Annotated in this window: 22 protein-coding genes; 10 read left to right on the top strand and 12 right to left on the bottom strand. The window is 46.8% G+C overall.

What is annotated here, in order from left to right:
* Window positions 1-13: 13 nt before the first annotated feature.
* The 3 genes from oadA to VEJY3_RS17275 all read right to left on the bottom strand — a co-directional run bounded on the left by oadA (window position 14) and on the right by VEJY3_RS17275 (window position 3,478).
* Window positions 14-1,801 (bottom strand): sodium-extruding oxaloacetate decarboxylase subunit alpha, encoded by a 1,788-nt coding sequence (oadA, locus tag VEJY3_RS17265; protein ID WP_014233692.1) that lies wholly within the window; start codon window positions 1,799-1,801, stop codon window positions 14-16.
* Between the two features lie 11 nt (window positions 1,802-1,812).
* Window positions 1,813-2,067, bottom strand: coding sequence for an OadG family protein (locus VEJY3_RS17270; protein WP_014233693.1), 255 nt, complete (start codon window positions 2,065-2,067; stop codon window positions 1,813-1,815).
* A 67-nt stretch (window positions 2,068-2,134) separates the two neighbouring features.
* The gene (locus tag VEJY3_RS17275) at window positions 2,135-3,478 is read right to left on the bottom strand and encodes a 2-hydroxycarboxylate transporter family protein (RefSeq protein ID WP_014233694.1); all 1,344 of its coding nucleotides are present in this window, start codon (window positions 3,476-3,478) and stop codon (window positions 2,135-2,137) included.
* A gap of 273 nt (window positions 3,479-3,751) precedes the next feature.
* On the opposite strand from VEJY3_RS17275, the gene citC reads away from it, so the two are divergent.
* From citC to VEJY3_RS17310, 7 genes are read left to right on the top strand one after another with little or no spacing between them, the layout of a single operon-like run.
* Window positions 3,752-4,804 (top strand): [citrate (pro-3S)-lyase] ligase, encoded by a 1,053-nt coding sequence (gene citC, locus VEJY3_RS17280; RefSeq protein WP_014233695.1) that lies wholly within the window; start codon window positions 3,752-3,754, stop codon window positions 4,802-4,804.
* A gap of 35 nt (window positions 4,805-4,839) precedes the next feature.
* Window positions 4,840-5,136: a citrate lyase acyl carrier protein gene (gene citD / locus VEJY3_RS17285; protein ID WP_014233696.1), complete on the top strand. Its 297-nt coding sequence runs from the start codon at window positions 4,840-4,842 to the stop codon at window positions 5,134-5,136.
* A complete protein-coding gene (gene citE / locus VEJY3_RS17290; protein WP_014233697.1) occupies window positions 5,133-6,008 on the top strand; it encodes a citrate (pro-3S)-lyase subunit beta in 876 nt (291 codons plus the stop codon). The genes citD and citE overlap by 4 nt, the downstream gene beginning before the upstream one ends.
* 54 nt (window positions 6,009-6,062) lie before the next feature.
* On the top strand, window positions 6,063-7,532 hold the full coding sequence (gene citF / locus VEJY3_RS17295) for a citrate lyase subunit alpha (protein WP_041170460.1): 1,470 nt from the start codon (window positions 6,063-6,065) through the stop codon (window positions 7,530-7,532).
* On the top strand, window positions 7,529-8,068 hold the full coding sequence (gene citX, locus VEJY3_RS17300) for a citrate lyase holo-[acyl-carrier protein] synthase (RefSeq protein WP_014233699.1): 540 nt from the start codon (window positions 7,529-7,531) through the stop codon (window positions 8,066-8,068). Before citF ends, citX begins: the two co-directional genes overlap by 4 nt.
* Complete coding sequence (gene citG / locus VEJY3_RS17305) at window positions 8,052-8,993, top strand: triphosphoribosyl-dephospho-CoA synthase CitG (protein WP_014233700.1); 942 nt, start codon at window positions 8,052-8,054, stop codon at window positions 8,991-8,993. The genes citX and citG overlap by 17 nt, the downstream gene beginning before the upstream one ends.
* A gap of 35 nt (window positions 8,994-9,028) precedes the next feature.
* Complete coding sequence (locus VEJY3_RS17310) at window positions 9,029-9,859, top strand: DUF5718 family protein (protein WP_014233701.1); 831 nt, start codon at window positions 9,029-9,031, stop codon at window positions 9,857-9,859.
* 159 nt (window positions 9,860-10,018) lie between these two features.
* Here VEJY3_RS17310 and VEJY3_RS17315 read toward each other — a convergent pair whose 3' ends face one another.
* The gene (locus VEJY3_RS17315) at window positions 10,019-10,894 is read right to left on the bottom strand and encodes a LysR family transcriptional regulator (protein WP_237708192.1); all 876 of its coding nucleotides are present in this window, start codon (window positions 10,892-10,894) and stop codon (window positions 10,019-10,021) included.
* 172 nt (window positions 10,895-11,066) lie between these two features.
* Here VEJY3_RS17315 and hutH point away from each other — a divergent pair, with 172 nt between their 5' ends.
* Window positions 11,067-12,560, top strand: coding sequence for a histidine ammonia-lyase (hutH, locus tag VEJY3_RS17320; RefSeq protein WP_014233703.1), 1,494 nt, complete (start codon window positions 11,067-11,069; stop codon window positions 12,558-12,560).
* Window positions 12,561-12,574: 14 nt separating this feature from the next.
* On the top strand, window positions 12,575-14,587 hold the full coding sequence (locus tag VEJY3_RS17325; RefSeq protein WP_014233704.1) for a urocanate hydratase: 2,013 nt from the start codon (window positions 12,575-12,577) through the stop codon (window positions 14,585-14,587).
* A gap of 82 nt (window positions 14,588-14,669) precedes the next feature.
* Here the strand turns inward: VEJY3_RS17325 and VEJY3_RS17330 are convergent, their stop codons facing one another.
* From VEJY3_RS17330 to VEJY3_RS17360, 7 genes are all read right to left on the bottom strand, one after another.
* Complete coding sequence (locus VEJY3_RS17330; RefSeq protein WP_014233705.1) at window positions 14,670-15,191, bottom strand: DUF2058 domain-containing protein; 522 nt, start codon at window positions 15,189-15,191, stop codon at window positions 14,670-14,672.
* A gap of 157 nt (window positions 15,192-15,348) precedes the next feature.
* The gene (locus VEJY3_RS17335) at window positions 15,349-16,755 is read right to left on the bottom strand and encodes an aspartate aminotransferase family protein (RefSeq protein WP_014233706.1); all 1,407 of its coding nucleotides are present in this window, start codon (window positions 16,753-16,755) and stop codon (window positions 15,349-15,351) included.
* 34 nt (window positions 16,756-16,789) lie between these two features.
* The gene (locus VEJY3_RS17340; RefSeq protein WP_014233707.1) at window positions 16,790-18,310 is read right to left on the bottom strand and encodes an NAD-dependent succinate-semialdehyde dehydrogenase; all 1,521 of its coding nucleotides are present in this window, start codon (window positions 18,308-18,310) and stop codon (window positions 16,790-16,792) included.
* A 152-nt stretch (window positions 18,311-18,462) separates the two neighbouring features.
* On the bottom strand, window positions 18,463-18,942 hold the full coding sequence (locus VEJY3_RS17345) for an Lrp/AsnC family transcriptional regulator (protein WP_014233708.1): 480 nt from the start codon (window positions 18,940-18,942) through the stop codon (window positions 18,463-18,465).
* 52 nt (window positions 18,943-18,994) lie between these two features.
* The gene (doeB, locus tag VEJY3_RS17350; RefSeq protein ID WP_014233709.1) at window positions 18,995-20,002 is read right to left on the bottom strand and encodes a N(2)-acetyl-L-2,4-diaminobutanoate deacetylase DoeB; all 1,008 of its coding nucleotides are present in this window, start codon (window positions 20,000-20,002) and stop codon (window positions 18,995-18,997) included.
* 47 nt (window positions 20,003-20,049) lie between these two features.
* Window positions 20,050-21,237 (bottom strand): ectoine hydrolase DoeA, encoded by a 1,188-nt coding sequence (gene doeA, locus VEJY3_RS17355; protein ID WP_014233710.1) that lies wholly within the window; start codon window positions 21,235-21,237, stop codon window positions 20,050-20,052.
* 458 nt (window positions 21,238-21,695) lie between these two features.
* Window positions 21,696-22,700: a LacI family DNA-binding transcriptional regulator gene (locus VEJY3_RS17360; protein WP_014233711.1), complete on the bottom strand. Its 1,005-nt coding sequence runs from the start codon at window positions 22,698-22,700 to the stop codon at window positions 21,696-21,698.
* Between the two features lie 382 nt (window positions 22,701-23,082).
* Here VEJY3_RS17360 and hxpB point away from each other — a divergent pair, with 382 nt between their 5' ends.
* On the top strand, window positions 23,083-23,757 hold the full coding sequence (gene hxpB / locus VEJY3_RS17365) for a hexitol phosphatase HxpB (protein ID WP_014233712.1): 675 nt from the start codon (window positions 23,083-23,085) through the stop codon (window positions 23,755-23,757).
* Between the two features lie 226 nt (window positions 23,758-23,983).
* On the opposite strand, the gene VEJY3_RS17370 is transcribed toward hxpB, so the two are convergent.
* A complete protein-coding gene (locus VEJY3_RS17370) occupies window positions 23,984-25,420 on the bottom strand; it encodes a 6-phospho-beta-glucosidase (RefSeq protein ID WP_014233713.1) in 1,437 nt (478 codons plus the stop codon).
* Window positions 25,421-25,427: the final 7 nt, after the last annotated feature.

A 25,427-nucleotide genomic window follows, 5' to 3' on the forward strand; every position in this document is an offset into this window, starting at 1 on the left:
GACAAATTCCTGTTTATGCGATTTGCAGTAGTGGAGCACCGACATCAACGGCGTCACCTTCAGAGACTTCGATGCTAGCAATTTGACCGGTACGCGGAGCGCGGATTTCGGTTTCCATTTTCATCGCTTCAAGGATCAGCAGGACTTGGCCTTCTTCTACGGTATCACCTGGTTTAGCGTGAATTTTCCAAATGTTACCGGTCAGCGGAGCATTCATTGGCTCGGAGTTGGCAGCTGGTGCTGGGACGCTTGGTGCAGGTTGTGCAGCAGCTGGTGCGACTTGGGTGATATCGCCGCCTTCATTGACTTCAACCACATACGTTTGGTTGTTTACGGTAATAGTGTACGTGCTTGGTTGTTGTGTCATTTTACTTTTCTCTGTATTTGCTTGATTAGATTGAGATGCTGATGGCTTTGGCTCAAACGCATCTGGGTTGTTGCGGTTTTCGAGGAATTTCCAGCCTACCTGAGGGAAGAGTGCGATGGTCAATACGTCATCGATTAGGTCGTCGGCAAGCGTGAGGTTTTTCTCTTGAGCCTGAGATTTTACGTCGCTAATCAGGGTATCGAGCTCTGGCGGCAATTGGTCTGCTGGACGGCAGGTTATCGGCTGTTCACCGTCGAGTACGCGAGCTTGTAAAGCCACGTTGACTGGTGCCGGAGTGCGGCCGTATTCACCTTTTAAAACGCCCGCCGTTTCTTTGGTGATGGTTTTGTAACGCTCTCCCATCAATACGTTGATCACCGCTTGAGTGCCGACAATTTGTGAGGTTGGGGTTACCAACGGAATAAAGCCAAGCTCTTCACGTACTTTTGGAATCTCAATCAGCACTTGATCAAGTTTGTCTGCCGCGTTTTGTTGCTTGAGCTGACTTTCCATATTGGTGAGCATGCCACCTGGAACTTGCGCGACGATGATGCGCGAATCTGAGCCTTTTAGCTGACCTTCAAAGGCGGCGTATTTTTTACGCACGTCGCGGAAGTAAGCGGCAATAGATTCCAGCTTTTCAATATTAAGCCCGGTATCAAATGGTGTGTCTTTAAGCGTCGCGACTAACGATTCGGTGGCTGGATGGCCGTAAGTGCCGCTCATTGAAGAGATAGCGGTATCAACGCGGTCAACGCCTGCTTCAATGGCTTTAATAACCGTCATATCTGCAAGGCCAGCAGTAGAGTGGCAGTGTAGATGCAGCGGTACATCGACTTGTTTTTTCAGGGTCGAGACCAGCTCTTCGGCTTTGTATGGCGTTAAAATGCCAGCCATGTCTTTTAGCGCGATGGAATCGACTCCAATTTCGCTCAGTTGCTGAGCCACATCAACCCAAGTTTGTAAGTTATGCGCTGGGCTGGTGGTGTAGCACAGTGTGCCTTGGGCATGAGCGTTGTTATTCTTTACTGCGGTGATGGCTTGCTGCATATTGCGCGGGTCGTTCATAGCATCAAAGACACGGAATACATCCATTCCGTTGCTCACCGCGCGTTCGACGAATTTATCCACCACATCGTCAGCATAATGACGATAGCCCAACAGGTTTTGACCACGCAGCAGCATTTGCAGAGGCGTTTTAGGCATGGCTTTTTTCAGTTCGCGCAGGCGTACCCATGGGTCTTCACCAAGAAAGCGAATGCAGCTGTCAAAAGTGGCGCCACCCCAACATTCCAGAGACCAGTAACCGATCTCATCAAGTTGCTGAGCGATAGGAAGCATGTCATCTAAGCAAAGACGAGTTGCGAATAACGATTGATGCGCGTCACGTAAGACAACGTCAGTAATGCCAATGGTTTTTTTTGACTCAGACATGAGGATTCCTTCTACAGCGAGTTTTGTTGAATTCTTTTGTGGTGAATGGCCGCCGCTAACACTGCAACTAACTGATTGTCTTGCTGTGCTGAAGGTGGCGGTGTAACACTTTTTGTTGCCGGTTTTGCTTCAGGTTCTGGGAACCAACGTGCAATCAAGTTGGACATGGCGGTTACGGCGAACACCAAAAAGACGAGAAAAATGAACACAAACCCCATGCCTAACGTCATCAGGTTGAGTCCTTCGGAAAATAGATTTGACTGCATAAGCGCTCCCAAAAATAAGTGGGGGAGCAAAGGTCACCCGTTTGCTCCCAGTGAAATAAAATTGCGATTAACCGCCGAGTACGCCAAACACGACACTGGCAATAATCAGTACCAGACCGCCACCAAGACGTGAGGAGATTTGCGCATAAGAAAGCAAAGACATGCGGTTTGAAGCGGCAAGTACTTCCAGGTCACCAGAACCACCGCGGTTTGCCATACAAAGGCCAGCAGTAATAGATGATTCAATAGGGTAGAAGCCCATCACCCAGCCACCAACAGATGCACCAATAATGGCACCCACAACGATAAGTGAAGCGATAACCACGTTAGTGAAATTCAATGCGTTGATGATTTCGCCAAGGTCGGTATACGCGATACCTACGCCGACCATCAGTACCCAAAGCAGCTGTTTTGAGAAGAATGAAGCGAGACGTTTAGCGCCTTCTTTGATCTCGTCAGAACACACACCACAAGCATTAAGGATGGCAACCAAAATCACCATGTAAGCAAAGGTGTGAATTTTCACATCACCAAAGCCTGGCAAAATTTCTTTCGATAGTGCAGCAGAAAACGTGTATACACAGGCAGCAAGCATGAGGCCAATCGCGATTTCACGCGGGGTGATTTTGGCTTCTTTTTGCTCTTCAACGCTGAAGTTAGACTTACGTAGCAACTCGCCATTACCTGTCAGTGATGGCATTTTTTCACCGATACCATTAAGTACCGCTGCTGCCACAATCGCAACGATGTTGGCAATGGTTAGAATCGCGATAGCAATTGAGTAGTACTGCTCTTTAGAGCCACCAGTAACCGATTCATAGATTTCTGACAGAGGAATTGCGCCTGCACCGTTACCGCCGCCCATGATAGGAAGAACGTATAACATCATGATTTCTTTTACAGAAATTCCGAAGATCAAACCACCCAAAATACCAAGAACTGAAGCGCCAGCTACAGCAGCTAAAATCGTTGGAATGTAGCCGACAAGAGATTTGAGCAAAAGTTTACGGTTTACGGCAAGAATCGAACCCGTAATCAATACGGCAATAAACAAGTCGAGGAAGTCAGTACTCTTCATGACTGCGGTGACTGTTGAGATTTCTTTATCCGTTAATAAGCCTGCATGGACAAACCAAGCGGCGACCAAGAAAATCATGACGGGCGCACCGCCAATATATTTGTTAAAGATTGGTAGACGATTCCCTAATTCACCAAATATGGCTCCAACCACGAACATAAAACCAAAACCACCCACAATATTATCTGGGATAGTGTCAGTTACATGTGCGATCAAAATAACCATGAATAAGATGCTGTAGAGAGGTAATGGTAGTCCAAAAATTCTGACTTGCGATAACATCGCTAAGCTAGAGCTTTGTCCTTCATTTATAATTAAAGTTTTTTCGTTCATCTTAAATATTCCATTGTTGATGTTTCGCTTACCAAGTTATTAAGATTTCCTTACATTAACTGTGAGAGTGATCATTTAATGTTATGGCTTAAAAATACACTTATGAATTTAAAGTTTTTAATTGTTGGGTTTTGTTTAATTTCAATAAGTTAGGTAATAAAAAACATTAAAATCATAAAGATTTTTTAGTCGCAAAAAATAGTCGACTGCGATCATCATTTTCTATCGTCTATTCGCTCAATATTTAATTGTCGAGATAAGGGGATGAATAAGATGTTAGATACTTATACATTATGCAGGGTTAGTGTTAGGAATCAGACAAAGTGGTCTGATATAGCCGCGTTTTTACAACGCTTTAACCTTGGCGTCGACACGGATGTAGAGCGCTTTATTGTTGCGTATTCAGGCGAAGAGATTGTGGCCTGCGGCGGGATTGCCGGGAATATTCTTAAATCAATTGCTATCGTTGAACAACTGCATGGCACTGGGTTTTCATTGAAACTCATGACCGAATTAACCTCTATGGCTTATGAGATGGGAAGATATGAATTATTCCTGTTTACTAAACCACAGAATGTTAAATTATTTCGTCAATCTGGTTTCTTTCCTATTGCAAAAGTAGATGGCAACTTAGTCCTTTTAGAAAATAGTCAATATCGCTTAAGAAACTATTGTCGAAAATTGAAAAAATTAAAAGTTGATGGCAATAAAGTTGGTGGCATTGTTATTAATGCGAATCCATTTACTTTAGGTCATCAATATTTAATTGAGCAAGCGGCAAAAGATTGTGACTGGTTACATATCATTGTCGTTAAAGAAGAAGGAAGTGAATTTTCTTATCACGACAGATTTGAAATGATTAAAAATGGCATCAGCCATGTTCGAAATATCACTGTACATCCAGGTTCGAGCTATATTATTTCAAGAGCGACATTTCCTACGTATTTTATTAAGTCTCAGGGGTTGATTAACTATTGTCATACCGCCATCGACTTACAACTATTTCGTCATTTCATCGCGCCCGCTTTGGGCATTACCCACCGTTACGTGGGCAGTGAACCAGAGTGCGTGGTCACCAGTCATTACAACCAACAAATGAAACATTGGCTAACCACGGACGACTTGAAGTGGCCATCGATTGAAGTAGTTGAATTTGAACGTAAAACTGTACAGCAACAGCCTATATCGGCTTCAACGGTACGTTCGTTACTTAAGCAAGGGCAGCTCAAACAGCTTGCTTCACTGCTGCCACAGACATCCATTGATTACATCCAGAGACATCAACTGTTCGCAGCGGTGCGCTCTGGTGAGTTTGCGGCTGCTTAGCTGCCTAATAAATTAACGTGTTAAAGGTTTATTGAATGAAAATTATACAGCCCGCTTTTGCAGGCACACTGGAGTCCAGTGACTTGCAAGTTCGCATTGCGCCTAACCCAGAAGGCGTAATTGATATTGCGCTAGACAGTTCGGTGCAAAAGCAGTTCGGAGCAGCTATTGAAAGTTTGGTTCGTGAAGTCCTAAGTAGTATGGGCGTGGAATCTGCCCAGCTTGAGATTGAAGATAAAGGTGCCTTGGATTGTGTGATCAAAGCTCGAGTCCAAGCCGCAGTTATGCGCGCAGCCGAGAGTAAACAGATTGAATGGGGAGCACTATCATGAGTCAACTACGTCGCAGCATGCTGTTTGTTCCTGGCGCTAACGCCGCCATGTTGAGCAACACTTTTATCTACAAGCCAGATGCCATCATGTTTGACTTGGAAGATTCTGTCTCTATTCGCGAAAAAGACACCGCAAGAATGTTGGTTTTTCATGCGCTGCAACACCCGTTTTATCAAGATGTTGAGACCGTGGTCCGAGTTAATCCTCTCGACTCTGAGCACGGTCTCAATGACCTCAATGCGGTTATTCGCGGCGGCGCTGACGTGGTTCGTCTACCTAAAACCGACAATGCTGAAGATGTGCTGGAGATGGAACGTCATATCACAGAGATTGAGCGCCAATGTGGTCGTGCAGTAGGCAGTACCAAAATGATGGCAGCGATTGAATCGGCTAACGGTGTAAATAATGCCGTCGATATCGCACATTGTTGTCCGCGTTTGATTGGTATTGCACTTGGTGCTGAAGATTATGTGCGTGACTTGCGTACCCAGCGCTCACCAGAAGGTACTGAGCTTTTGTTTGCCCGTTGCTCAATTCTGCAAGCGGCTCGTTCTGCAGGAATCATGGCGTTTGATACGGTTTACTCTGATGCCAATAACGAGGCTGGTTTCTTACGTGAAGCCGAGCACATCAAACAACTTGGCTTTGATGGTAAGTCGTTGATTAACCCTCGCCAAATCGAAATTATCCATAACGTATTCGCTCCAACGCAGAAAGAAGTGGACTACGCCATTCGCGTGATTGAAGCCGCGAAAGAAGCCGAAGAGCAAGGTCTCGGTGTGGTGTCGCTTAACGGCAAAATGGTCGATAGTCCAATCATTGAGCGCGCGCGCTGGACTCTTCAAAAAGCAGAATCAGGAATCAAACAGTAAGGCAGTATCATGGCAGAATTTGAATTTAATCTAGACCTTCCTCAAGCGTCATCACTGACCGCATTTGGTGGTGCCAACCGTACCACGCCTTATCTGGCTGATGCGAACGCAAAAACGGGTCGAAAAATGAAAACGGACCTTGAGCAAGCGATCCGCGACTCAGGTCTACAAGATGGGATGACCATCTCTTTCCACCACTCATTTCGTGGTGGGGATAAAGTCATCAATATGGTGATGGAAACCATCGCCAATATGGGTTTTAAAAACTTAACGTTAGCGCCAAGTTCACTAACCAGCATTCATTCGCCTATCGTTGAGCACATCCGTAATGGTGTGGTAAGCAAACTTTATACCTCAGGCATTCGCGGTGAACTGGGCGAGGCGATTTCGAACGGTTTATTGAAAGAACCTGTGCATATTCATTCCCACGGAGGCCGTGTTCACCTGGTACAAAGTGGTGAGCTGAATATTGATGTCGCCTTTATCGGTGTCCCTTGTTGTGATGAATTTGGCAACGCTAATGGTATTAATGGTCAATCTCGCTGCGGATCGCTAGGCTATGCCAAAGTGGATGCACAGCATGCAAAACATGTGATCATGCTGACTGAAAGTTTAGCGGCTTATCCCAACCATCCTGCGTCCATCACTCAAGACTATGTGGATGCGGTAGTGGAAGTTGCTGAAGTGGGTGACCCAGCTAAAATTGGCGGCGGTGAAACGCGCCTTACCAGCAACCCTCGTGAACTTCTGATAGCGAAGCGAGCGGCGGATGTCATCGTCAACTCACCTTATTTCAAACAAGGTTTTAACATCCAAACCGGGTCTGGTGGCGCATCGCTAGCCGTTACTCGCTTTTTAGAAAATGAAATGGTGAAACAAGGCATTACAGCAGAGTTTGCCTTAGGTGGCATCACCTCAACTATGGCGGCGATGCACGAAAAAGGCTTAATTAAAAACTTACTGGATGTGCAATGTTTTGATGCTGGTGCGGCGGACTCATTAGCGCGCAACCCAAATCACATTGAGATTTCCGCTAACGAATACGCGAACCCATCCTCAAAAGGTGCGGTAGTCGATCGCTTGGATATTGTGATTCTCAGTGCATTAGAAATCGATACTCAATTTAACGTCAACGTAATCACTGGCTCTGATGGGGTTATTCGCGGAGCCTCTGGCGGTCACTGTGATACCGCAGCAGGCGCAAGTTTAGCGATTGTCGTTGCGCCACTTGTTCGCGGACGAATTCCAACCGTGGTAAATCGCGTGCTCAATACGGTAACGCCTGGTGAATCGGTAGATGTGTTGGTAACCGATCACGGCGTGGCGGTGAATCCAAAACGTGCGGATGTGCGTGAGCAGCTAGAAAGCAAAGGCATTGAAGTGGTCGATATTGAAGCGCTTTGCCAGCGCGCCATGACTTTAACAGGTGAACCGGCGCCGATTGAATTTGAAGAGCAAATCGTGGGTTATGTTCGTTACCGTGATGGCTCTGTGATTGATGTGATTAGGAGAGTAAAACAATGACCTTTGATCGCCAAGCACACGCGGTTGGGCTTGACGAAGTATTGGAGAGCAAAGAGGCTCGAATGAAACGACAACATGAGTGGCTTAGCCGCCACTCATCACCTCTCATCTCCTTTACTGTCAATATTCCCGGCCCATACAAGTTAACCCCTAGTTCACACAAAGTGTTTGAACAAGGGGTAGAGGCGATAAGCCTGGCTTGTAAGCAACACGGCTGTGACATAGCAGCACGCCAACTGCTGACTAAAAATACTGGCCCAGAAGGGGTGTTTGCAGTGAAAGCAGTCAGCGCATCGGTACTCAAAAAGCTGATGATTAACATTGAGTCTTGTCACCCGCTAGGCAGGCTGATGGACCTCGACGTAATAGGCGAAGACGGCAAAATTATATCGCGCCAGGGGAAACAAATGCCGCGTCTTAAATGCCTCATCTGTGAGCAAGATGCCGTTGTCTGTGGACGCAGTCATCGTCACACACTCTCGGAGCTTACTTCCGTAATCGATGAAATGGTAAGAGAACATGAATACAGCGCTTAATCTTCTTGTGGGGGCCGAGCACTTTTGCAGTACGCTAGTTCAAGACGACCGCTCAGTACGTGTCGACCTGTTCAAATTGGTATCCGAGTTGGCTTATCACTCGATGTTGGTGGAAGTGCACTTGACGCCAAAGCCTGGGTTAGTTGATTTGCTCGATAATGGCGCCCACAACGATATGGATGTGCGTCTTTTTGAACGCAGCGCTGAAGCCATTAAGCCTTTTATTCATGACTTTTTGATTGCCGGTTTTGAACATCGTCAGTTTATGGCTGACAGCTTACTGTCAGTATTAAGGCCTATTGGTGTCCAGGCGGAGCTGGCGATGTTTAAAGCCACCGAAGGGGTCAACACGCATAAAGGTATGATCTTCAGTCTTGGGCTGATATGCGGTGCCATTGGTTGGTTGAAAGGTAAAGGCTTAACGCTTGACTCGATTCATGTTAGCCAGGTAATCAAACGTAGTTGCGAAACGCTCGTGATTGATGAACTGAAACGTTCAAATCGTACCGCCCAAACCCATGGTGAAACGCTTTATCAGCAATATGGTTTGACTGGCGCTCGCGGAGAAGCGGCATCGGGTTTTGCCACCATTACTCAGTTTAGCCTTCCGGCGTACGAGCAGGCGATCGCCAAAGGAAAAGCCACCGAACACGCCTTGTGGCAAACTTTGCTGGTCTTAATGGCGAACAACCAAGACACCAACGTGGTATCTCGCGGTGGCATGCATGGACTGCGTTTCGTGCAAAATGCGGCTTGGCATCTTTTGCAAAAAGGCGGCAGTGACCACCCTCAACTCGAACAAGAGCTTATTGAACTAAATAAGCAGTTTACTGAGCGCCGTCTGAGCCCAGGGGGGAGCGCGGATTTGTTAGCGATGACCTGGCTTTTAGCGCAGTTAAACCAGCTCAATAAATATAGCCGTTAAATCGGCAACAGTGGAAAAATAAGGAATTTACCTTCATGGAAATGTATACAGATGTTCTTGTGCTTGGCATCGCCGGCAATTTCGCGGGTCACCTACAGCAAGCTGGAGAGGCGGCGGATTTTGCCCAGATTGAAGGGGCAGACTTAGCTGTGCCGCAAGCGCTGTTTCCTATTTACGTGCCAGCTGAGAGCAACTCTTTTTTAACCAATTTCCCGCTCAGTCATGATGCGATTCAGTTGCCTCTGGATGTCGATAATTTACAAATTGAACCAGAAGTGGGGCTGTTGTGCGACGTCATCTATGATCAGAATAATCACGTCGTTGATTTACTACCTCAAGCATTTGGTGCTTTTAACGATTGCTCCATTCGCCGTCCTAATGCTAATAAGATCAGTGAGAAAAAGAACTGGGGAACGGCGTCAAAGGGCATTGCCCAAACCATGCTACCGATCAGTGGTTTGACTCGTGGCGGTGATATTGATCAATATCGGATTGCAAGTTTTCACCAGCGCGGCGAAGCGTTTGAACTGTATGGTGAAGATTGCGAAATCTCTGGCTACACCTATTTCTACGACACCTTGCTTAATTGGATTGGTGAGCAGATGAACCAGCAGCAAGACATGGGGCCTAAAGAAAATATCAAGCAGATGATTGCTGAAGCAAATTACCCATCTCAGGTGCTGTTGGCGCTAGGCGCGACGCGTTACACTCCATATGGTGAGTCTAACTTCTTAGAACGTGGTGATGTCAGCATGGTCGTGGTTTATGACCAGCGCAGTTACACGCCGCAGAAAATTCGCCAGTTGGCAGCTGCTAATGATCTTCAGCAGCAGGGTATTTCGGCGGTGGTTCAAACCGTGTTCTAACACTTAAGACATAGTATTAGTAGGGCGGTGCTGGCGTTGGCCAGGGCTGTATTTTGCCTAACATCCGTGTTGTTACGACACGAATGTTAGGCTTTTTTTCGGTAAAGAGGAATACGCATTCCTGCTGATTAAAATCACTTTTCAGGTTACGCCACCTGATTATGTATCAGTCACGTGGCAACGTTTAATCTCTTCAATCAGCGCTTTAGCCAATGGTGAAGCCGAGTTGTTTTTTAACGTGATCAGCATGACCGGAATTTGATAGGTGTACTTTTCCGGCAGGATAGGCTTGAACAACCCCTTGTCGACCCAATTGCTGGCGTAGTGCTCGGGCAGGTAACCGATAAACGCGCCGGATAAAATGAGATGAGCAATTCCCTCATCGTGATAGGCGGTAGCGCTGTTTTGGTAATTAAGTGCATCGTTGCGAGTTTCCTTATCTCGCATATAGTTACTGGTGATCACTTCTGCTTGTTGTAAAAGAGTCTTGATTTCAGAAGGCTTACAGTCGAAGAGCGGGTGGCCTGTACCGCAATACAAATAGTTGGTTTCATTGTGCAGCGGATAGTAATCCAGTCCCCTTAATTGGTGGCGACTGACGCCGATCCCGACCAACGAGCGACCATTGGCTACGGACGTTTCAACTTCGCGTGCTTCACAGACGTTAATGTCGAACTGTAAGTTATTGCTTCGGCTTTTTAATGACGACACTACCTCTGACACGCGGCAGCGCGGATCGTTGACTAAGGTGTCAATCATGGCAATTGTTGCTCGACCCGAGAGTTCGTTTTTCGAACTTGCGACGGTCGCAGCAAAAGCTTCACACTGCTGAAGTAACTCCAGCGATGCCTGATAAGTCACATGCCCCGCCTCTGTCACCTCAAAACCGCTTCGGCCACGTTTACACAGCTTAAGTCCAAGACGTAACTCCAAATCAGACAAATGTGAGCTAATGGTTGAACGCCCAATGTTTAGGCGGGATTCTGCAGCTGATAAACCACCGCATTCGACGATAGCGACGAATATCCTCAGCATACGTAAATCGACATCTTGAACCTGCATGGAGTGACCTCTTTCTATGTTGGCTTTTTAGTTCGATAAAATCGGAATGAACTACGAACATTATGCTTTTATAAAACATCCAGAGCAAGCTAGCATAGGTCCATAAGTAACGTGATAGCAAAATATCGTATGTTAGGAGAACAAAATGACGTTTAGATATGGTGTAGACCGACTAAACCTAGATATCGTAAATGGAATTGCTGACGGCAGTATCAAAGCGGAACTGTGTGAAGAAGCGCTGGATAAGATCAATGCAAGTCGTCGTAATGTAGACATCATCGCTGCATCTGATAAGGCGGTGTACGGCATCAATACTGGTTTCGGTCCTCTATGTGATACGCAAATCTCACCTGAAGAAACGCATCTACTACAAAAAAACCTCCTGATTACTCATGCGGTTGGTGTTGGTGAGCCAATTGCTAAACCAATCTCAAAACTGATGCTGATTACTAAGGTGCATGCGTTAAGTCAAGGCTACTCGGGCATTCGCCTAGAAGTGGTTCAGCGTATGTTGGCGTTTATCGAACTAGACCTTATCCCAGTTGTACCGGAACAAGGCTCAGTTGGCGCATCAGGTGACTTAGCGCCTCTTTCTCACCTGTTTTTACCATTGATTGGTGAAGGTGAATTCTGGCAGGGAGACCGCATTGTTCCTGCAGCGGAAGCACTTCGTGAAAACGGCCTAGAGCCTCTTGAGCTGCATGCTAAAGAAGGTTTGGCACTGATCAACGGCACACAATTTATTCTGTCACATGCGATTACCGCGCTTACAAAAATGCGTTACCTTCTGGATCTGGCTGATTTGGCTGGCGCGATGAGTATCGAGGGCATGCAAGGCAGTGGCTCGCCATTTAGAGAAGAGCTTCACCTGACGCGTGCGTTCGCAGGTAACATTGAAGTGGCAGCGCGTATGCGCCGTTTCTTCGAAGGTTCTGAGAACATGGCTTCACACGCAGATTGTGTTCGCGTGCAAGACCCATATTCACTGCGTTGTATTCCGCAGGTACACGGTGCTTCTCGCAACGCTTTTAACCACTTAAAAGAGCTGGCTGAAATCGAAATGAACTCTGTGACTGATAACCCGATCGTTATCAGTTCTGAAGAAGCAATTTCAGGTGGTAGCTTCCATGGTCAACCTCTGGCGATGGTATTGGATTACGCTTCAATCGCAGCTGCGGAGCTGGGCAACATTGCAGACCGTCGTTGTTACCTGCTTCTTGAGGGCTTGCACGGTCTGCCGCGTCTGTTGACCTCATCTGGTGGTCTTAACTCGGGCATGATGATTCCGCAATACGCGACAGCTGCACTGGTTACTGAAAACAAATCACTCTGTTTCCCACCGTCTGCTGACAGCGTGCCGACCTCAATGGGTCAGGAAGATCACGTTTCTATGGGTAGCATTTCGGGTCGAAAACTGAACCAAATCTTAGGTAATTTGGAAAAGATTTTTGGCATCGAGCTGATGTACGCTGCACAGGCGATAGAGTTTAGACGTCCGCACAAATGTTCAGAACTGATTGAAGAAAACTTCCAGATTATTCGTGAGAAAGTTGCCAAGCTAGAAGAAGACCGCCTGCTTAAGCCTGATATCGATGCGATGATCACACTGGTTAAAACACAAGCATTTAACGTGAACTAAGGGAGACTCACAAAATGGAAACAGTATTAAATTTTCAAGACCAGATTAAGCAAGGTATCCCTAGTACACTGCCGGAAGCAAAGCCTTATCCGGAAGGCGTAAACCGCGCGCCAAAGCGTAAAGACATTCTGAGCCCAGAAGAAAAGCAGCTCGCTATTCGTAATGCATTGCGTTACTTCCCGAAAGAGTGGCATGAGGAATTGGCAGCGGAGTTTGCTCAAGAGCTGAAAGATTTCGGTCGTATTTACATGTACCGCTTCAAGCCAAGCTACAACATGAAAGCGCGCTCTATCTCAGATTATCCAGCCAAGTGTGAGCAGGCAGCGGCCATCATGCTGATGATCGACAACAACTTAGATCCTGCAGTAGCACAGCACCCAGAAGAGCTTATCACTTACGGTGGTAACGGCGCAGTATTCCAGAACTGGGCGCAATATCTGCTGACCATGAAATACCTAAGTGAGATGGAAAGCGACCAGACGTTACACTTGTACTCTGGTCACCCTATGGGTCTGTTCCCGTCGTCTGAAGAGGCCCCACGTGTTGTTGTGACTAACGGAATGATGATTCCGAACTACTCGAAGCCAGATGACTGGGAAAAATTCAACGCATTAGGCGTGACTCAATACGGTCAGATGACGGCTGGTTCGTTCATGTACATCGGTCCACAAGGTATCGTACATGGAACCACAATCACGGTAATGAACGCGTTCCGTAAGGTTTTGGAAAAAGGTCAAAGCCCACAAGGTAAGATCTTCCTGACAGCCGGTCTTGGCGGTATGAGCGGTGCGCAGCCTAAAGCAGGTAACATCGCCAACTGTATTACTGTGTGTGCAGAAGTGAACCCGAAAGCGGCGATTAAGCGTCACGAACAAGGTTGGGTCGATGAGCTGGTCGATAACATGGACGCACTGGTTGAGCGTGTTCGTGAAGCTCAGGCTAATGAAGAAGTGGTGTCGATTGCCTTTATCGGTAACGTGGTTGATGTATGGGAAGCTTTCTACGAGAAGGAAATCTTCGTACACCTGGGTTCAGACCAGACGTCACTACACAACCCTTGGTCAGGCGGTTACTATCCGGTTGATATCAGCTACGAAGAGTCTAACCGTCTAATCCGTGAAGAGCCTGAAGTGTTCAAGGTAAAAGTACAAGAAACTCTGAAGCGTCATGCTGATGCAGTAAACAAACACACAGCTCGTGGTACTTACTTCTTTGACTACGGTAATGCCTTCTTGCTTGAAGCTTCTCGTGCTGGTGGCGATGTGATGGCTGAAAACGGCATCGACTTTAAATACCCATCATACGTGCAGGACATTCTTGGTCCTATGTGTTTTGACTACGGTTTTGGTCCATTCCGTTGGGTTTGTACTTCAGGTAAACCAGAAGATCTGGACAGAACCGATGAGATTGCTGCGGAAGTGCTAAGCAAGATCATGCAAGAGTCACCAGAAGAAATTCAGCAGCAGATGCAAGACAACATTACTTGGATCAAAGATGCGAAACAGAACAAACTGGTTGTAGGCTCACAGGCTCGTATTCTTTACGCGGATGCGCAAGGTCGTATGGAAATCGCGAAAGCGTTTAACGATGCGATCAATCGCGGCGAAATCGGTCCTGTGGTTCTTGGTCGTGACCACCACGATGTAAGTGGTACTGATTCACCGTTCCGTGAAACGTCGAACATCTACGATGGCAGCCGCTTTACTGCTGACATGGCGATTCACAACGTAATCGGTGATGGTTTCCGTGGCGCGACTTGGGTTTCTATCCACAACGGCGGCGGTGTAGGCTGGGGTGAAGTGATCAACGGTGGCTTTGGTATGTTGCTTGACGGCAGTGACAGCGCTGAGCGCCGATTGAAGTCTATGCTTTTGTTCGATGTTAACAACGGTATCGCACGTCGTAGCTGGGCACGTAACAAAGAAGCTAATTTTGCGATTCAACGTGAAATGGAAAGAACACCGAAGCTTAAGGTGACGTTAGCGAACCAAGTTGATGACGACATTATCGAAAACTTGTCTTTCTAAGTAACTTTAAAGCTATATAACAATAGAAAGAAACAAAAAAGGCAGCGAATTTCGCTGCCTTTCGTTTTTAAGTGTTGGTGAATTACCACATCAAATCATCAGGAACGACGAACTCTGCATATGGGTCATCTTCTGCAGGAATGTCGGCTTCAGGTTCTTTTTGATCGATAATCACAGACTCGTCACGCTGCGCAATTTTGTTTGCCACGCCACGAGGGATAACCACATAGCTCTCGCCTACAATCGCAATAGCCAGAATACCTTTGATCAACTGTTCACGAATCAGAGAATCAACGTAGAGTGATTTCACCAGAGTGCCGTCGGTAAAGTTGTATTTGATGTCGCCATCTTTCAAATCAACTTTGTTCATTTCGATCAGTTGATTGATTTGCGCTTTGATCTCTTTACTCAAACGTTCAGCATTCTGTTGTTCGCTCAACGCTTTATCTCGTTCTAACTGCTGGCGTTTGCTCTCTTCAACGGCCGCTTTGACTTCGCGTGCCTGAACGCGGGATTTTTTAGAGCCTTTTTTCGCTTTCTTGAGTTTTTTCTCGTTAACCAAGCCAGCTTTTAGCATTTGTTCTTGAAGGGTTAGTTTTGCCATGTTTAATCCAGTTAATACGCAATTTTGGCTATTTTAACCAGTCCTGATCAGCAATAAAAGAGTGAGGAAGGGAAGTGGGGCGAATATCCTAATAAAATGCCGGCTTTTGAGGTAAAAGCCGGCGTGTCATGCTCAGTATGTTTGACGTTTAAGGTGGTTACTTCGCGTTCCACTGCTTAGAGGTGACGAGGTTATCCATCACTTTGTTAACCGCTCGGTGCGCTTTAGCCACGATAGTGTCGACATCGTTACGACTGGTGATAAGCGCTGGCGCAAAGCCCAGAATGTCACCATGAGGCATAGCCCTTGCGATCAGGCCGACTTCCAGGCAGGCGGCCGAGACTTGCGGACCCACTTTTAAATTGGGATCAAAGTGCGCGCGACGCAGTTTGTCTGGCGAGAACTCCAGTGCATGCAGTAAACCGATACCTCGAGAATCGCCGACGAGAGGATGATCTTGGAAGGTTTCCGTCATACGTTGTTGCAAATAAGCGCCCACATCTGCTGCGTTTTGAACTAAGCCTTCTCGCTCAATGATATCTAAGTTGCAGTTCGCCGCCGCTGCCCCCATTGGATGCCCTGAATAGGTATATCCATGGCCGATTGCGCCCCATAGGTCGGTACCGTTTTCCAGAACATTCCACACTCGTTCGCCGACAATCACGCCTGAAAGCGGTTGGTACGCCGATGTTAAGCCTTTTGCAACTGTAATAAGGTCTGGCTTCATGTCATAGTGGAGTGAGCCAAAATCAGAGCCCAAACGACCAAAGCCACACACTACTTCATCAGCGATCAACAGAACATCGTATTTATCGAGAACTTTACGGATTGCTTGCCAATAGCCTTGTGGCGGCGGAACAATACCACCTGTCCCGAGTACGGGTTCGGCAATCATTGCTGCGACGGTGTCAGGCCCTTCGGCGAGGATCATGGCTTCAAGTTGCTCCGCGCAGTATTGCGAAAATTCTAACTCTGATAGTGAATCATCTTCACGGCGGTAATAGTAGGGGGCCATGGTGTGCTTGATGCGTTCCAGTGGCAGATCAAAGTGGGCGTGGAACAGTGGTAAACCAGTCATCGAGCCTGAAGCGATACTTGAACCATGGTAAGCGCGATCTCGGGAGATGATTTTTTTCTTCTCAGGGAGGCCACGGACATTATTGTAGTACCAGACTAATTTGAGCTGGGTTTCATTCGCATCACTACCGGACATACCGTAGTAAACTTTGCTCATGCCGTCCGGTGCCATTTTGATAATGCGGTCTGAGAGTTTAACCAAAGCTTCATTGGTGTGCCCAACATAGGTATGGTAGTACGCCAACTCTTTCGCTTGCTCGTAAATCGCCTCCGCCATCTCTGTTCTGCCATAACCAATGTTTACGCAATACAAGCCAGCAAATCCGTCGATAAGCTCAGTGCCTTCTGAGTCGGTGATTCGAATGCCTTGTCCGCTTGATATGATTCTGCCCGGAAGCTCACCAGCCGCGTACTGCTTGAGGTGGGTTGAGGCATGAAAAACACGTTGACGATCGATCTCCAGTAGTTGTTGTGTTTTATTGTTCATAGTCCTTCTCCTGTTTATCTCCAACTTTCTTGTCTCAACAGCCACTCACGCTAGGCAGGTTGCCTAAGCAGCAATATTTAATTTCGCTGAATTCTTCAAAGCCATGATGGCTCCCCTCGCGTCCCAATCCTGACTGTTTTACGCCGCCAAATGGGATAGGGTGGCCAGTCATCTTGACGGAATTGACGCTCACCATGCCAAATTCCAAACCACGCATACATCGCCAGATCTGGTGGATGTCATGTCCATAAACGTAGGCGGCGAGGCCGTATTCGGTGTCGTTACTCATGTCTATCACGGTGTCTAAATCTTGATAGGGCAGCACGCCAGCGACGGGACAAAAGTTTTCTTCGCGGTAGACGGCCATTTCAGATGTCACATCGGCGAGCAGGGTTGGTGCAAAGAAGTTTTCACCCGGAACCGAGTCGTGGTAACCCGCAACCAATCGCGCCCCTTTTTCAAGTGCGTCACGAACTAAATCGTGAGCTTTGTCCACCGCGGCACGATTGATCAGAGGTCCCATATTAGTCTTGTCGTCTAAGCCGTTACCCAACACAATCATGCTCATGTGTTTGGCAAAGGCTTCTAAGAACGGCTCGTATTTATCCTGCGGAACGAAAATTCGGTTTGCGGCCAAACAGTCTTGTCCGGCAGTTTGGAATTTTGCATCTACGGCTGCTTTGGCTGCGGCTTCGACTTCCATATCGGGCAGGACGATAAAAGGCGCGTTACCACCTAATTCCATACTGCATTTCTTTACCGTTTGTGCCGCGTCACGCAGGAGCAATTTCCCTACTCGGGTTGAGCCGGTGAACGACAGGGCTTTTACTTTATCGGAGTGACACAGCGTCTTAGAGACCATGGCAGCGTCACCGGTGACCACATTAAAAACACCCGCCGGAAACCCGGCTCGATCGGCGAGCTCTGCCAGGGCTAACGATGAAAATGGCGTTTCGCTCGCAGGCTTGATTATCACAGGGCAGCCTATAGCTAATGCGGCTGCGGCTTTTCTCGTCACCATCGCATTAGGGAAATTCCATGGCGTGATTAATGCTGCAACCCCAATAGGCTCGCGAATTGTCGAAAGCTGGGCATTAGGTATATGGCTGGGAATGGTTTCACCGTAGCTGCGGCGTGCTTCTTCTGCAAACCAGCGAATAAAAGACGCGCCGTAGTCAATTTCACCAAGTGCGTCGCCTATGGTTTTGCCTTGCTCCATAACCATTAAACGGGCGAGATCTTGTTTGGATTGCAGTATCAGATCGTGCCAACGCATCAAGACTTCAGCACGTTGCTCTGCCTGCATTTTTCGCCACTGACGAAAGGCACGATCAGCATCATCAATCGTTTGGTAGAGTTGCTGCTGGGAAAGTCGGGTGGTATATCCGATGATGCTGCCGTCGGCAGGATTATGAACGGGATGGAAATTATCGCCACTTGTCCACTTGCCATTAATGTAGGCGAGTCCTCTCACCAAGCGTACGTCTTCCATGATTGCCATCATGTCATGCGACGCTTTAACTTCGTCGCCATGAAAGTTATGCAGTGCTGTCATAAGTCCCTCTCGAACATCGTTATCCATAGTTAAACTGTAATCGAGGAGGGGGCTAAATTATTTCTGATGCGAAAGGCAGAGCTGCGAGGTTTTTCTTTATAAAGACAGAAAGTAGCGTTTTTTTCTGCTGAGGTCAGATTTCACTTTTCCTTTCAGAACAGAACGTTTTGCTTGATCTCTAAGTTACCAGAATCGCGTTTGATGGTTTTAGTGACGATGTAGGTGAAATAGCGTTCAATGCCGACTTCTGAATCCAGCCAGTTGTCAATCAGCCTTTGGTATTGGTCGATATCTTCGGATTGAACCTTGAGGATATAATCAACGCCGCCGCCTGTGGCGTAGCAATCGGTCACTTCAGGAGTATGCTTTACCAATTGCTCAAAACGTCTGAACGCCTGTGCGTTGTGCTCTTTGAGTGAGACTTCCACCATGACGGACGTTCGTTTAAACAGCACATCGGTATTCACTCTGGCACCATAACCTTCGATGATGCCGGCTTCTTCAAGTTTTTTCACACGTTCCCAGCACGGGCTGACGGACAGGTTAATTTCTTCTGCAAGATGAGATTTGGTGATGCGGCCATTGTCATGCAGAATCTGTAGAATTTTGACGTCGTAGCGATCGAGGCGCATGGTTGGTCTCCTCTTGGTTGGGACGAAATGCTGATGCTGTTTAGCTAGCCGTTTAAGTTAATACTCCGCAATCCTTCGCGATGACGGCGAGCGTGTCACCAATATTCACCATAGCAGGAAAACGGCGTGCAGCGAAAATGCCATCTCTCTCGGCGCGATATTCTACTGGCACTTCGCCAGTTCGTTCTGTTGAATAGATTCTTACAATGACATCACCTTGTTTGATGGTATCACCAAGTTCAAACCGGTATTCCGCTATGCCTCTGTGTTGGCTTTGGACATAACAGTCTGCATCTGGCATGTCGAGTAACTGGGTTGGTTGATTGGGCTTTTCATAATCGCCAGAAAGGTTGCCAGCAAAACGCAGGAAATTACGGATACCACGATCGGCATATTGAATGGTTTGTGGCGTGCTGGTGCCGCCTCCTCGAAGCTCTGTTGTCACAAAGACTTTATCCTGAGATTCAACCGCGGTGTCATACAGACTGGTGGCATCCATTTCGAGCATAATCATGGTGTAAGGTGCACCAAACATTGTCGCTCCCAATATGCAGGCTTCTTCCTGTTCTGGATTATCTAAGCGATGTGCGGCGGCAAAAGGGACGATGTCTAACGTTTTTCCCCCTGAGTGAATATCCAGAGCGAAATCGCACAATGGCACCAGGTAGCGGGTGAAGTAGTCGGCGATTTTCTCTGTGACTGTTCCGGACGGGGTGCCGGGAAAGCTGCGGTTTAAGTTACCTTTATCGATGGGGGAAGTGCGGGAAGCATTCTGGACCGCGGGCAAATTCATCATTGGGACAATAATCACGCGCCCTTGTATCTGCTCAGGCTGTAATGAACTCGCCAGCTTTAACAGGCTGGTGATCCCTTCATATTCGTCGCCATGATTACCCCCGGTTAAAAGTGATGTTGGACCCGGGCCATTTTTTATCACGGTTATCGGGATCATTATGCTTCCCCATGCGGAATCGTCATGGGAGTAAGGCAGGGCCAGAAAACCATGTTGGGTACCTTCTCGGTCAAAGTCTACGGTGGCTGTGATCGAGCTGTTTTGCATGCAAACTCCTTTTTCTTTGCTAAGTTCTTCGTTTCAACGCTTTTTAATCAGTGTTTAACAAACAAGTGGCGGGGAAAATCACACAATGTTTTTGCGCCAAGGCGGGTAATAACAATGCTTTCTGTGGTCTCTAGGCCCCAGTCTTTAAACCATAGGCCGGGCATAAAATGGAACGTCATGCCCTCTTTTAGAACGGTTTTGTCGGTGTCGCGAAGACTCATGGTCCGTTCGCCCCAATCGGGTGGATAACTCAGTCCAATGGGATAACCGCAACGAGCGCCTTCACGGGAAAAGCCTGCTTTATCGAGGACTTTATTCAAAGCGTTGGCGATATCAGCACACGTGTTGCCGGGTTTAGCGACTTCTAAACCTGCTTCAAGACCTCTTGTGAGCGCTTCGTCGGCACGTTTAAACTTGTCATCAGGTTCGCCTAAGAAAATAGTGCGGGATAGAGGGCAGTGGTAACGCCGATGTGCACCAGCGATTTCAAAGAAGGTCCCTTCCCCTTTTTTGAACGGCCTGTCGTCCCAGGTTAAGTGAGGCGCGGAAGCATCAGCACCCGAGGGCAATAGCGGAACAATCGCGGTGTAATCACCAAAATGATCCTCATGACCAAGGACCGCCTGACGGTTAATCTCTGCAACCAGATGATGTTTAGGCAAGCCTGGTTCGATCATATCAAACGCGACACGATGCATGTTTTCGACAATACGCGCAGCGCGGTACATGTAGGATAACTCTTGGTCCGACTTTACGGCACGGCACCAGTTAACCAGACCCGTTGCATCGAGCAACTGTGCGTTCGGCAAGTGATCAATCAATGACTCATAGGCGGTTGCACTAAAGTAATAGTTGTCTTTTTCTACGCCGATACGACCGCGATCCCAGCAACGTGGCGTCAATACAGCTTCAACCAGATAATCCATCGGGTGCAGAGGTGGATTCATGACGTAATGGTCGGGGTAGGAGGCAATGTTTTCTGCCGACATATACGCGGTTCTGTAAGCACCATTCGCGTCTTGGCAACGCCCGAACCATATTGGTTCACCTTCAGGTCCAACAATCACACATTGTGGTACATAGAAAGACCAACCATCATAGCCAGTTAGCCAAGACATATTGGATGGGTCATGGATAATGAGTACATCCAATTCTCGTTCGAGCATCGATTGTCGAACTTTGGATAAACGTTCTTGGAATTCCTCCAACGTAAAATGCATAGTAATGCCTCTCATACACTCTCCTTGTTGAAAATCCGATGCTCTTGGCCCTCGGAAATGAGGTCTCTGTTCTCCTATTCAGATCGCTTGGATCTGTCGCAATCTTTAACCATGGCTTGGAATCGATGGTTAAAATATCGGTGCATTTATAAATTCCTCGTTATTCTTGATACTTATCAATAAAGACAATTGTGGTTGAGATTTGTACTCAATGCTGCATTTTTTAATGTAAAAAACGCTGTCAAAGGTTTTGAGACAAAGGAGTGTTATCAGAATTGGAACTAATAAGATTCTGTATTTTCGTAAATTTTTGAGGGAAGACTGTGAACTAATCACCCCTGAGTAAACGGGAGATATTGAGCGAGTTGGAGATAGGATTAGGGACGAGTAGGAAGTATTTTTGCCTTATCTAGCCCGCGCCGATAAAGGAAAGCAACGCGCGGGTTAGTCAATTTTTAGGTGTCAGAGAGCGATCAATTCAATTTTTGAGTAGATTCTCTTACTTGCAGCGAGCCCTGATATTGGAAGTGTTTTTGAACGGTCTGCTGTTCTTTATTCAGCGTCAGTGCGGTAGTGATAGCATCGCGCGTGAGTTCTAAAATAGGCAGTTCCACGGTTGAAATTCGCGGTACCATAAAACTCGCTGTTGGGTCACCATCGATACCAATGACTGAAACATCTTCAGGAACTTTTAGTCCTTTGTCATGCAGTGCACGAATTGCACCGATGGCCATAGAGTCGGTACACGAAAAAATAGCGCTAAAAGGTATGCCGCTATCAATCAGTTTGATTGTTGCATCGTATCCACTTTCAGGATTGCTCTGGCCTTCGTAAACCAGTCCGTCATTTACTTCAATGTCATGTTTGATCAAGGTTTCTTTATAAGCCGAAAGACGCTTTTGTCCTGTGCTGCTAGACATTGGAGTAGTGATACAAGCAATCTGTTTATGGCCAAGATCTAAAAGGTATTGAGTTGCGACACGCGCCACTTGCTCTTGATCGAAATAAAAGCTGAATAACTTTTCATCGTCCAGAGCACGATTGATGACGATAAGTTGGGTTTTCATTTCCTGCTGCAGAGTAGAAAGTTGCTGCTCAGACAAATGACGGCTGTAAATCAGAATGGCATCGCAGTTATGAGCGTTCAGAGAGCGCACAGCTTCCTCTTCGCCCTCTACATTGTCGCTGCTGTTCATCACAAACAATTTCTTGTCAGCTTTTTGCATATCCATCGCGGCTTCTGTCAGCATGGAACCAAAATAGTGACTTTCAAAATGAGGGAGAACTAAACCGAACGTATTGTAGCTGTTTGTTGCCAAAGCACGCGCAAAAGCATTAGGTTGATAGCCTAAAGATTTCATAGCCGCTAACACAGACTCACGAGTCTGATCTTTCACATATTCGCTTCCATTTATAACTCTGGATACGGTTGCCTTTGAAACACCTGCAGCTTTACATACGTCTTTGATTGTCGCCATTTTTTTATTCCCAAATACTTTGGTTTGACAGTTTACACTATTTGTCTGAGCGAAGGTAAACCGTTGTCTTATTTTAGACGTAAGTCCAATACACACCGATTCATCACGAGGCACAAGAGCAAAAAATTGTCTGGTTTTGCTTGTTCTCACAGTTTTCTGAGAATTATCTTACTCTAACTGTAACCGGTTTCAATTGTTGGTGTATGCTAGTTATGAGCAACAGAAGTCTCTTGATAAGTATAAGTACATTTATGCTTTGCTATTCAGTGATCTGACGGTAATGACTCCTACAGGATTTCCCTGTCAAAACAACCTAGTTCGAATCCTGCATCTTAAAGTCATTTTGATAACACTTTTCATAATTAAGGAACAGGAAACCATTTTGATAGAAACAATTATTTTTGATATGGACGGCGTGCTGGTTGATTCTGAGCCGTTCTGGCGCAAGGCGAAAGTCAACGCGGTTGCACGTTTTGGTGGGCAAATCACCGAGCAACTTGCTTATCAGAGTACCGGTCTTCGCATCGATGAAATCGCCAATTATTGGATACGCTACTGTAATTTGGACCCGAAATGTGCCCCTGATCTTGCAGATGCTATTTTGACGGAAGTGATCGGACAAATTAAGACGCACGGTCAACTTCTCCCGGGCGTGCAAGAATCTCTAGATTTACTGGCCAAGACCGGTTTGAAAATTGGCTTGGCTTCATCTTCACCTTTACGCCTAATAGAAGCGGTTCTGGAAACATTTGAAATCGGTAAGTATTTCTCGGTCTATGTTTCGGCTGAGCATCTGCCGTATGGAAAACCTCACCCTCAGGTGTACATGGATGCGGCAGTGAAGTTGAACACAGAGCCTCATAACTGCTTGGCTATTGAAGACTCAGTTAACGGTTTGATTGCAGCGAAAGCCGCAGGTATGACCGCCATTTGTGTACCTGAACCGGGGCAGGAAATGAATCCACGCTTTGGCATTGCAGATATCAAGCTGACCTCTCTTGAAGACTTTTCTACGTCCAAAGAGGTGGTGAAAATTCTTGGTAAATCAATTGCTTAATCTTATACGGATTAGGGGTTGGCTGACGGCATTCGCTGCAATTTAGGTTAAATAAAAGGGCTTCCCCTAGGATCTGGAGAAGCCCTTTTTTTGTTCCTAAAATATCTGCTTTGACTTAAATCCGTTATCTGCGGTCGTGGTTTATGAGCGATCTTCAGGACAAAAAAATGCACCCTTCGCCGGGGCTTAGGGTGCATTGTTCTATCTATAGTTTCTCGCTAGCGCTTTACAGTTTTTCACCGTTGCTGCTGATGACGTCTTTGTACCAGTAGAAGCTCTTCTTACGGCTACGGCCCATGGTTCCTGTGCCATCGTCGTGACGATCGACATAAATAAAGCCATAACGTTTACGGTATTCACCCGTACCGTAAGACACGCAGTCAATGCAGCCCCAAGGGGTATAGCCCATCAGATCAACACCGTCGTAGTTAACCGCTTTCTGCATTTCTTCAATATGCGCTTTCAGGTAGTCAATGCGGTAGTCGTCGTTGATTTCGCCGTTTTCTTCCACTTTGTCAATCGCACCAAAACCATTTTCTACAATGAACAGTGGCTTGTTGTAGCGCTCATACAGTTCGCAGAGCGAGTAACGCAAGCCGACAGGGTCAATCTGCCAACCCCATTCAGAGGCTTGAACGTATGGGTTCTTAACGCTGCCTGTAAAGCCACTCATTGAGCCTTCTGTTGTTTCTTCAGCGTCGGCTTTTACCGCTACCGACATGTAGTAACTTAAGCCAATATAGTCACAAACACCTTCTTTTAAGATCTCCAGATCGCCGGGTTCCATTTTGATGTTGTAACCTTTGCGTTCCCAATCTTTCAGCGTGTATGCCGGATATTCGCCGCGCATATGGACATCGCTGAAGAAGAAGCGATTACGCATCGCTTCTTGTGCCAGCATGATGTCATCCGGATTACACGAATATGGATAAATAGGTACCCATGCAACCATACAGCCAATTTGGAAGTCCGGGTTGATCTCATGACCCAACTTGACCACTTTTGCACTGGCTACCATTTCATGGTGAACCACCTGGTACATACACTCTTCCGGATTTTCCTCAACCGTGTAATCCACGCCTGAGTTTGAGTAGCCCCACAGAGGTAAATGCAAATCACGTTGGTTGTTGATCTCGTTGAAAGTCATCCAGTATTTCACTTTGTTCTTGTAACGACGCATAACCGTTTCAGCGTAGCGAACAAAGAAATCGACCACGCGACGATCTTTAAAGCCCCCGTACTCCTTCGATAAATGCAGCGGCATTTCAAAGTGGGATAGGGTAATGACTGGTTCAATACCGTGTTTCAATAACTCATCGAACAGGTCATCGTAGTACTGTAAGCCCGCCTCGTTTGGTACTAGCTCGTCACCTTTAGGGAAAATACGTGGCCAGTAAATAGAGGTGCGGAAACATTTAAAGCCCATTTCGGCCAGCAGTGCGACGTCACCTTTGTAGTGATCGTAAAATGCCGTAGCCTCGTGGTTAGGGTAGTGGTAACCCTCTAACACACCATCGGTAATTTTACGTTGAGTGCTTACATCACCACCGGACAACACATCTACGATACTCGGACCTTTACCATCTCGGTCCCATCCGCCTTCAACCTGGTGAGCTGCAACTGCGCCGCCCCATAAAAAGTTTTCAGGAAAAATACTACTCATCTTTACT

Origin of the sequence: Vibrio sp. EJY3 (genome assembly GCF_000241385.1) — a bacterium.
GTDB lineage: Bacteria > Pseudomonadota > Gammaproteobacteria > Enterobacterales > Vibrionaceae > Vibrio > Vibrio natriegens.

What these genes read in the sequence shown, in the direction of transcription:
- oadA (WP_014233692.1), bottom strand. Translation starts at nt 1,801, where the DNA reads ATGTCTGAGTCAAAAAAAACCATTGGCATTACTGACGTTGTCTTACGT.
- VEJY3_RS17270 (WP_014233693.1), bottom strand. Translation starts at nt 2,067, where the DNA reads ATGCAGTCAAATCTATTTTCCGAAGGACTCAACCTGATGACGTTAGGC.
- VEJY3_RS17275 (WP_014233694.1), bottom strand. Translation starts at nt 3,478, where the DNA reads ATGAACGAAAAAACTTTAATTATAAATGAAGGACAAAGCTCTAGCTTA.
- citC (WP_014233695.1), top strand. Translation starts at nt 3,752, where the DNA reads ATGTTAGATACTTATACATTATGCAGGGTTAGTGTTAGGAATCAGACA.
- citD (WP_014233696.1), top strand. Translation starts at nt 4,840, where the DNA reads ATGAAAATTATACAGCCCGCTTTTGCAGGCACACTGGAGTCCAGTGAC.
- citE (WP_014233697.1), top strand. Translation starts at nt 5,133, where the DNA reads ATGAGTCAACTACGTCGCAGCATGCTGTTTGTTCCTGGCGCTAACGCC.
- citX (WP_014233699.1), top strand. Translation starts at nt 7,529, where the DNA reads ATGACCTTTGATCGCCAAGCACACGCGGTTGGGCTTGACGAAGTATTG.
- citG (WP_014233700.1), top strand. Translation starts at nt 8,052, where the DNA reads ATGAATACAGCGCTTAATCTTCTTGTGGGGGCCGAGCACTTTTGCAGT.
- VEJY3_RS17310 (WP_014233701.1), top strand. Translation starts at nt 9,029, where the DNA reads ATGGAAATGTATACAGATGTTCTTGTGCTTGGCATCGCCGGCAATTTC.
- VEJY3_RS17315 (WP_237708192.1), bottom strand. Translation starts at nt 10,894, where the DNA reads ATGCTGAGGATATTCGTCGCTATCGTCGAATGCGGTGGTTTATCAGCT.
- hutH (WP_014233703.1), top strand. Translation starts at nt 11,067, where the DNA reads ATGACGTTTAGATATGGTGTAGACCGACTAAACCTAGATATCGTAAAT.
- VEJY3_RS17325 (WP_014233704.1), top strand. Translation starts at nt 12,575, where the DNA reads ATGGAAACAGTATTAAATTTTCAAGACCAGATTAAGCAAGGTATCCCT.
- VEJY3_RS17330 (WP_014233705.1), bottom strand. Translation starts at nt 15,191, where the DNA reads ATGGCAAAACTAACCCTTCAAGAACAAATGCTAAAAGCTGGCTTGGTT.
- VEJY3_RS17335 (WP_014233706.1), bottom strand. Translation starts at nt 16,755, where the DNA reads ATGAACAATAAAACACAACAACTACTGGAGATCGATCGTCAACGTGTT.
- VEJY3_RS17340 (WP_014233707.1), bottom strand. Translation starts at nt 18,310, where the DNA reads ATGACAGCACTGCATAACTTTCATGGCGACGAAGTTAAAGCGTCGCAT.
- VEJY3_RS17345 (WP_014233708.1), bottom strand. Translation starts at nt 18,942, where the DNA reads ATGCGCCTCGATCGCTACGACGTCAAAATTCTACAGATTCTGCATGAC.
- doeB (WP_014233709.1), bottom strand. Translation starts at nt 20,002, where the DNA reads ATGCAAAACAGCTCGATCACAGCCACCGTAGACTTTGACCGAGAAGGT.
- doeA (WP_014233710.1), bottom strand. Translation starts at nt 21,237, where the DNA reads ATGAGAGGCATTACTATGCATTTTACGTTGGAGGAATTCCAAGAACGT.
- VEJY3_RS17360 (WP_014233711.1), bottom strand. Translation starts at nt 22,700, where the DNA reads ATGGCGACAATCAAAGACGTATGTAAAGCTGCAGGTGTTTCAAAGGCA.
- VEJY3_RS17370 (WP_014233713.1), bottom strand. Translation starts at nt 25,420, where the DNA reads ATGAGTAGTATTTTTCCTGAAAACTTTTTATGGGGCGGCGCAGTTGCA.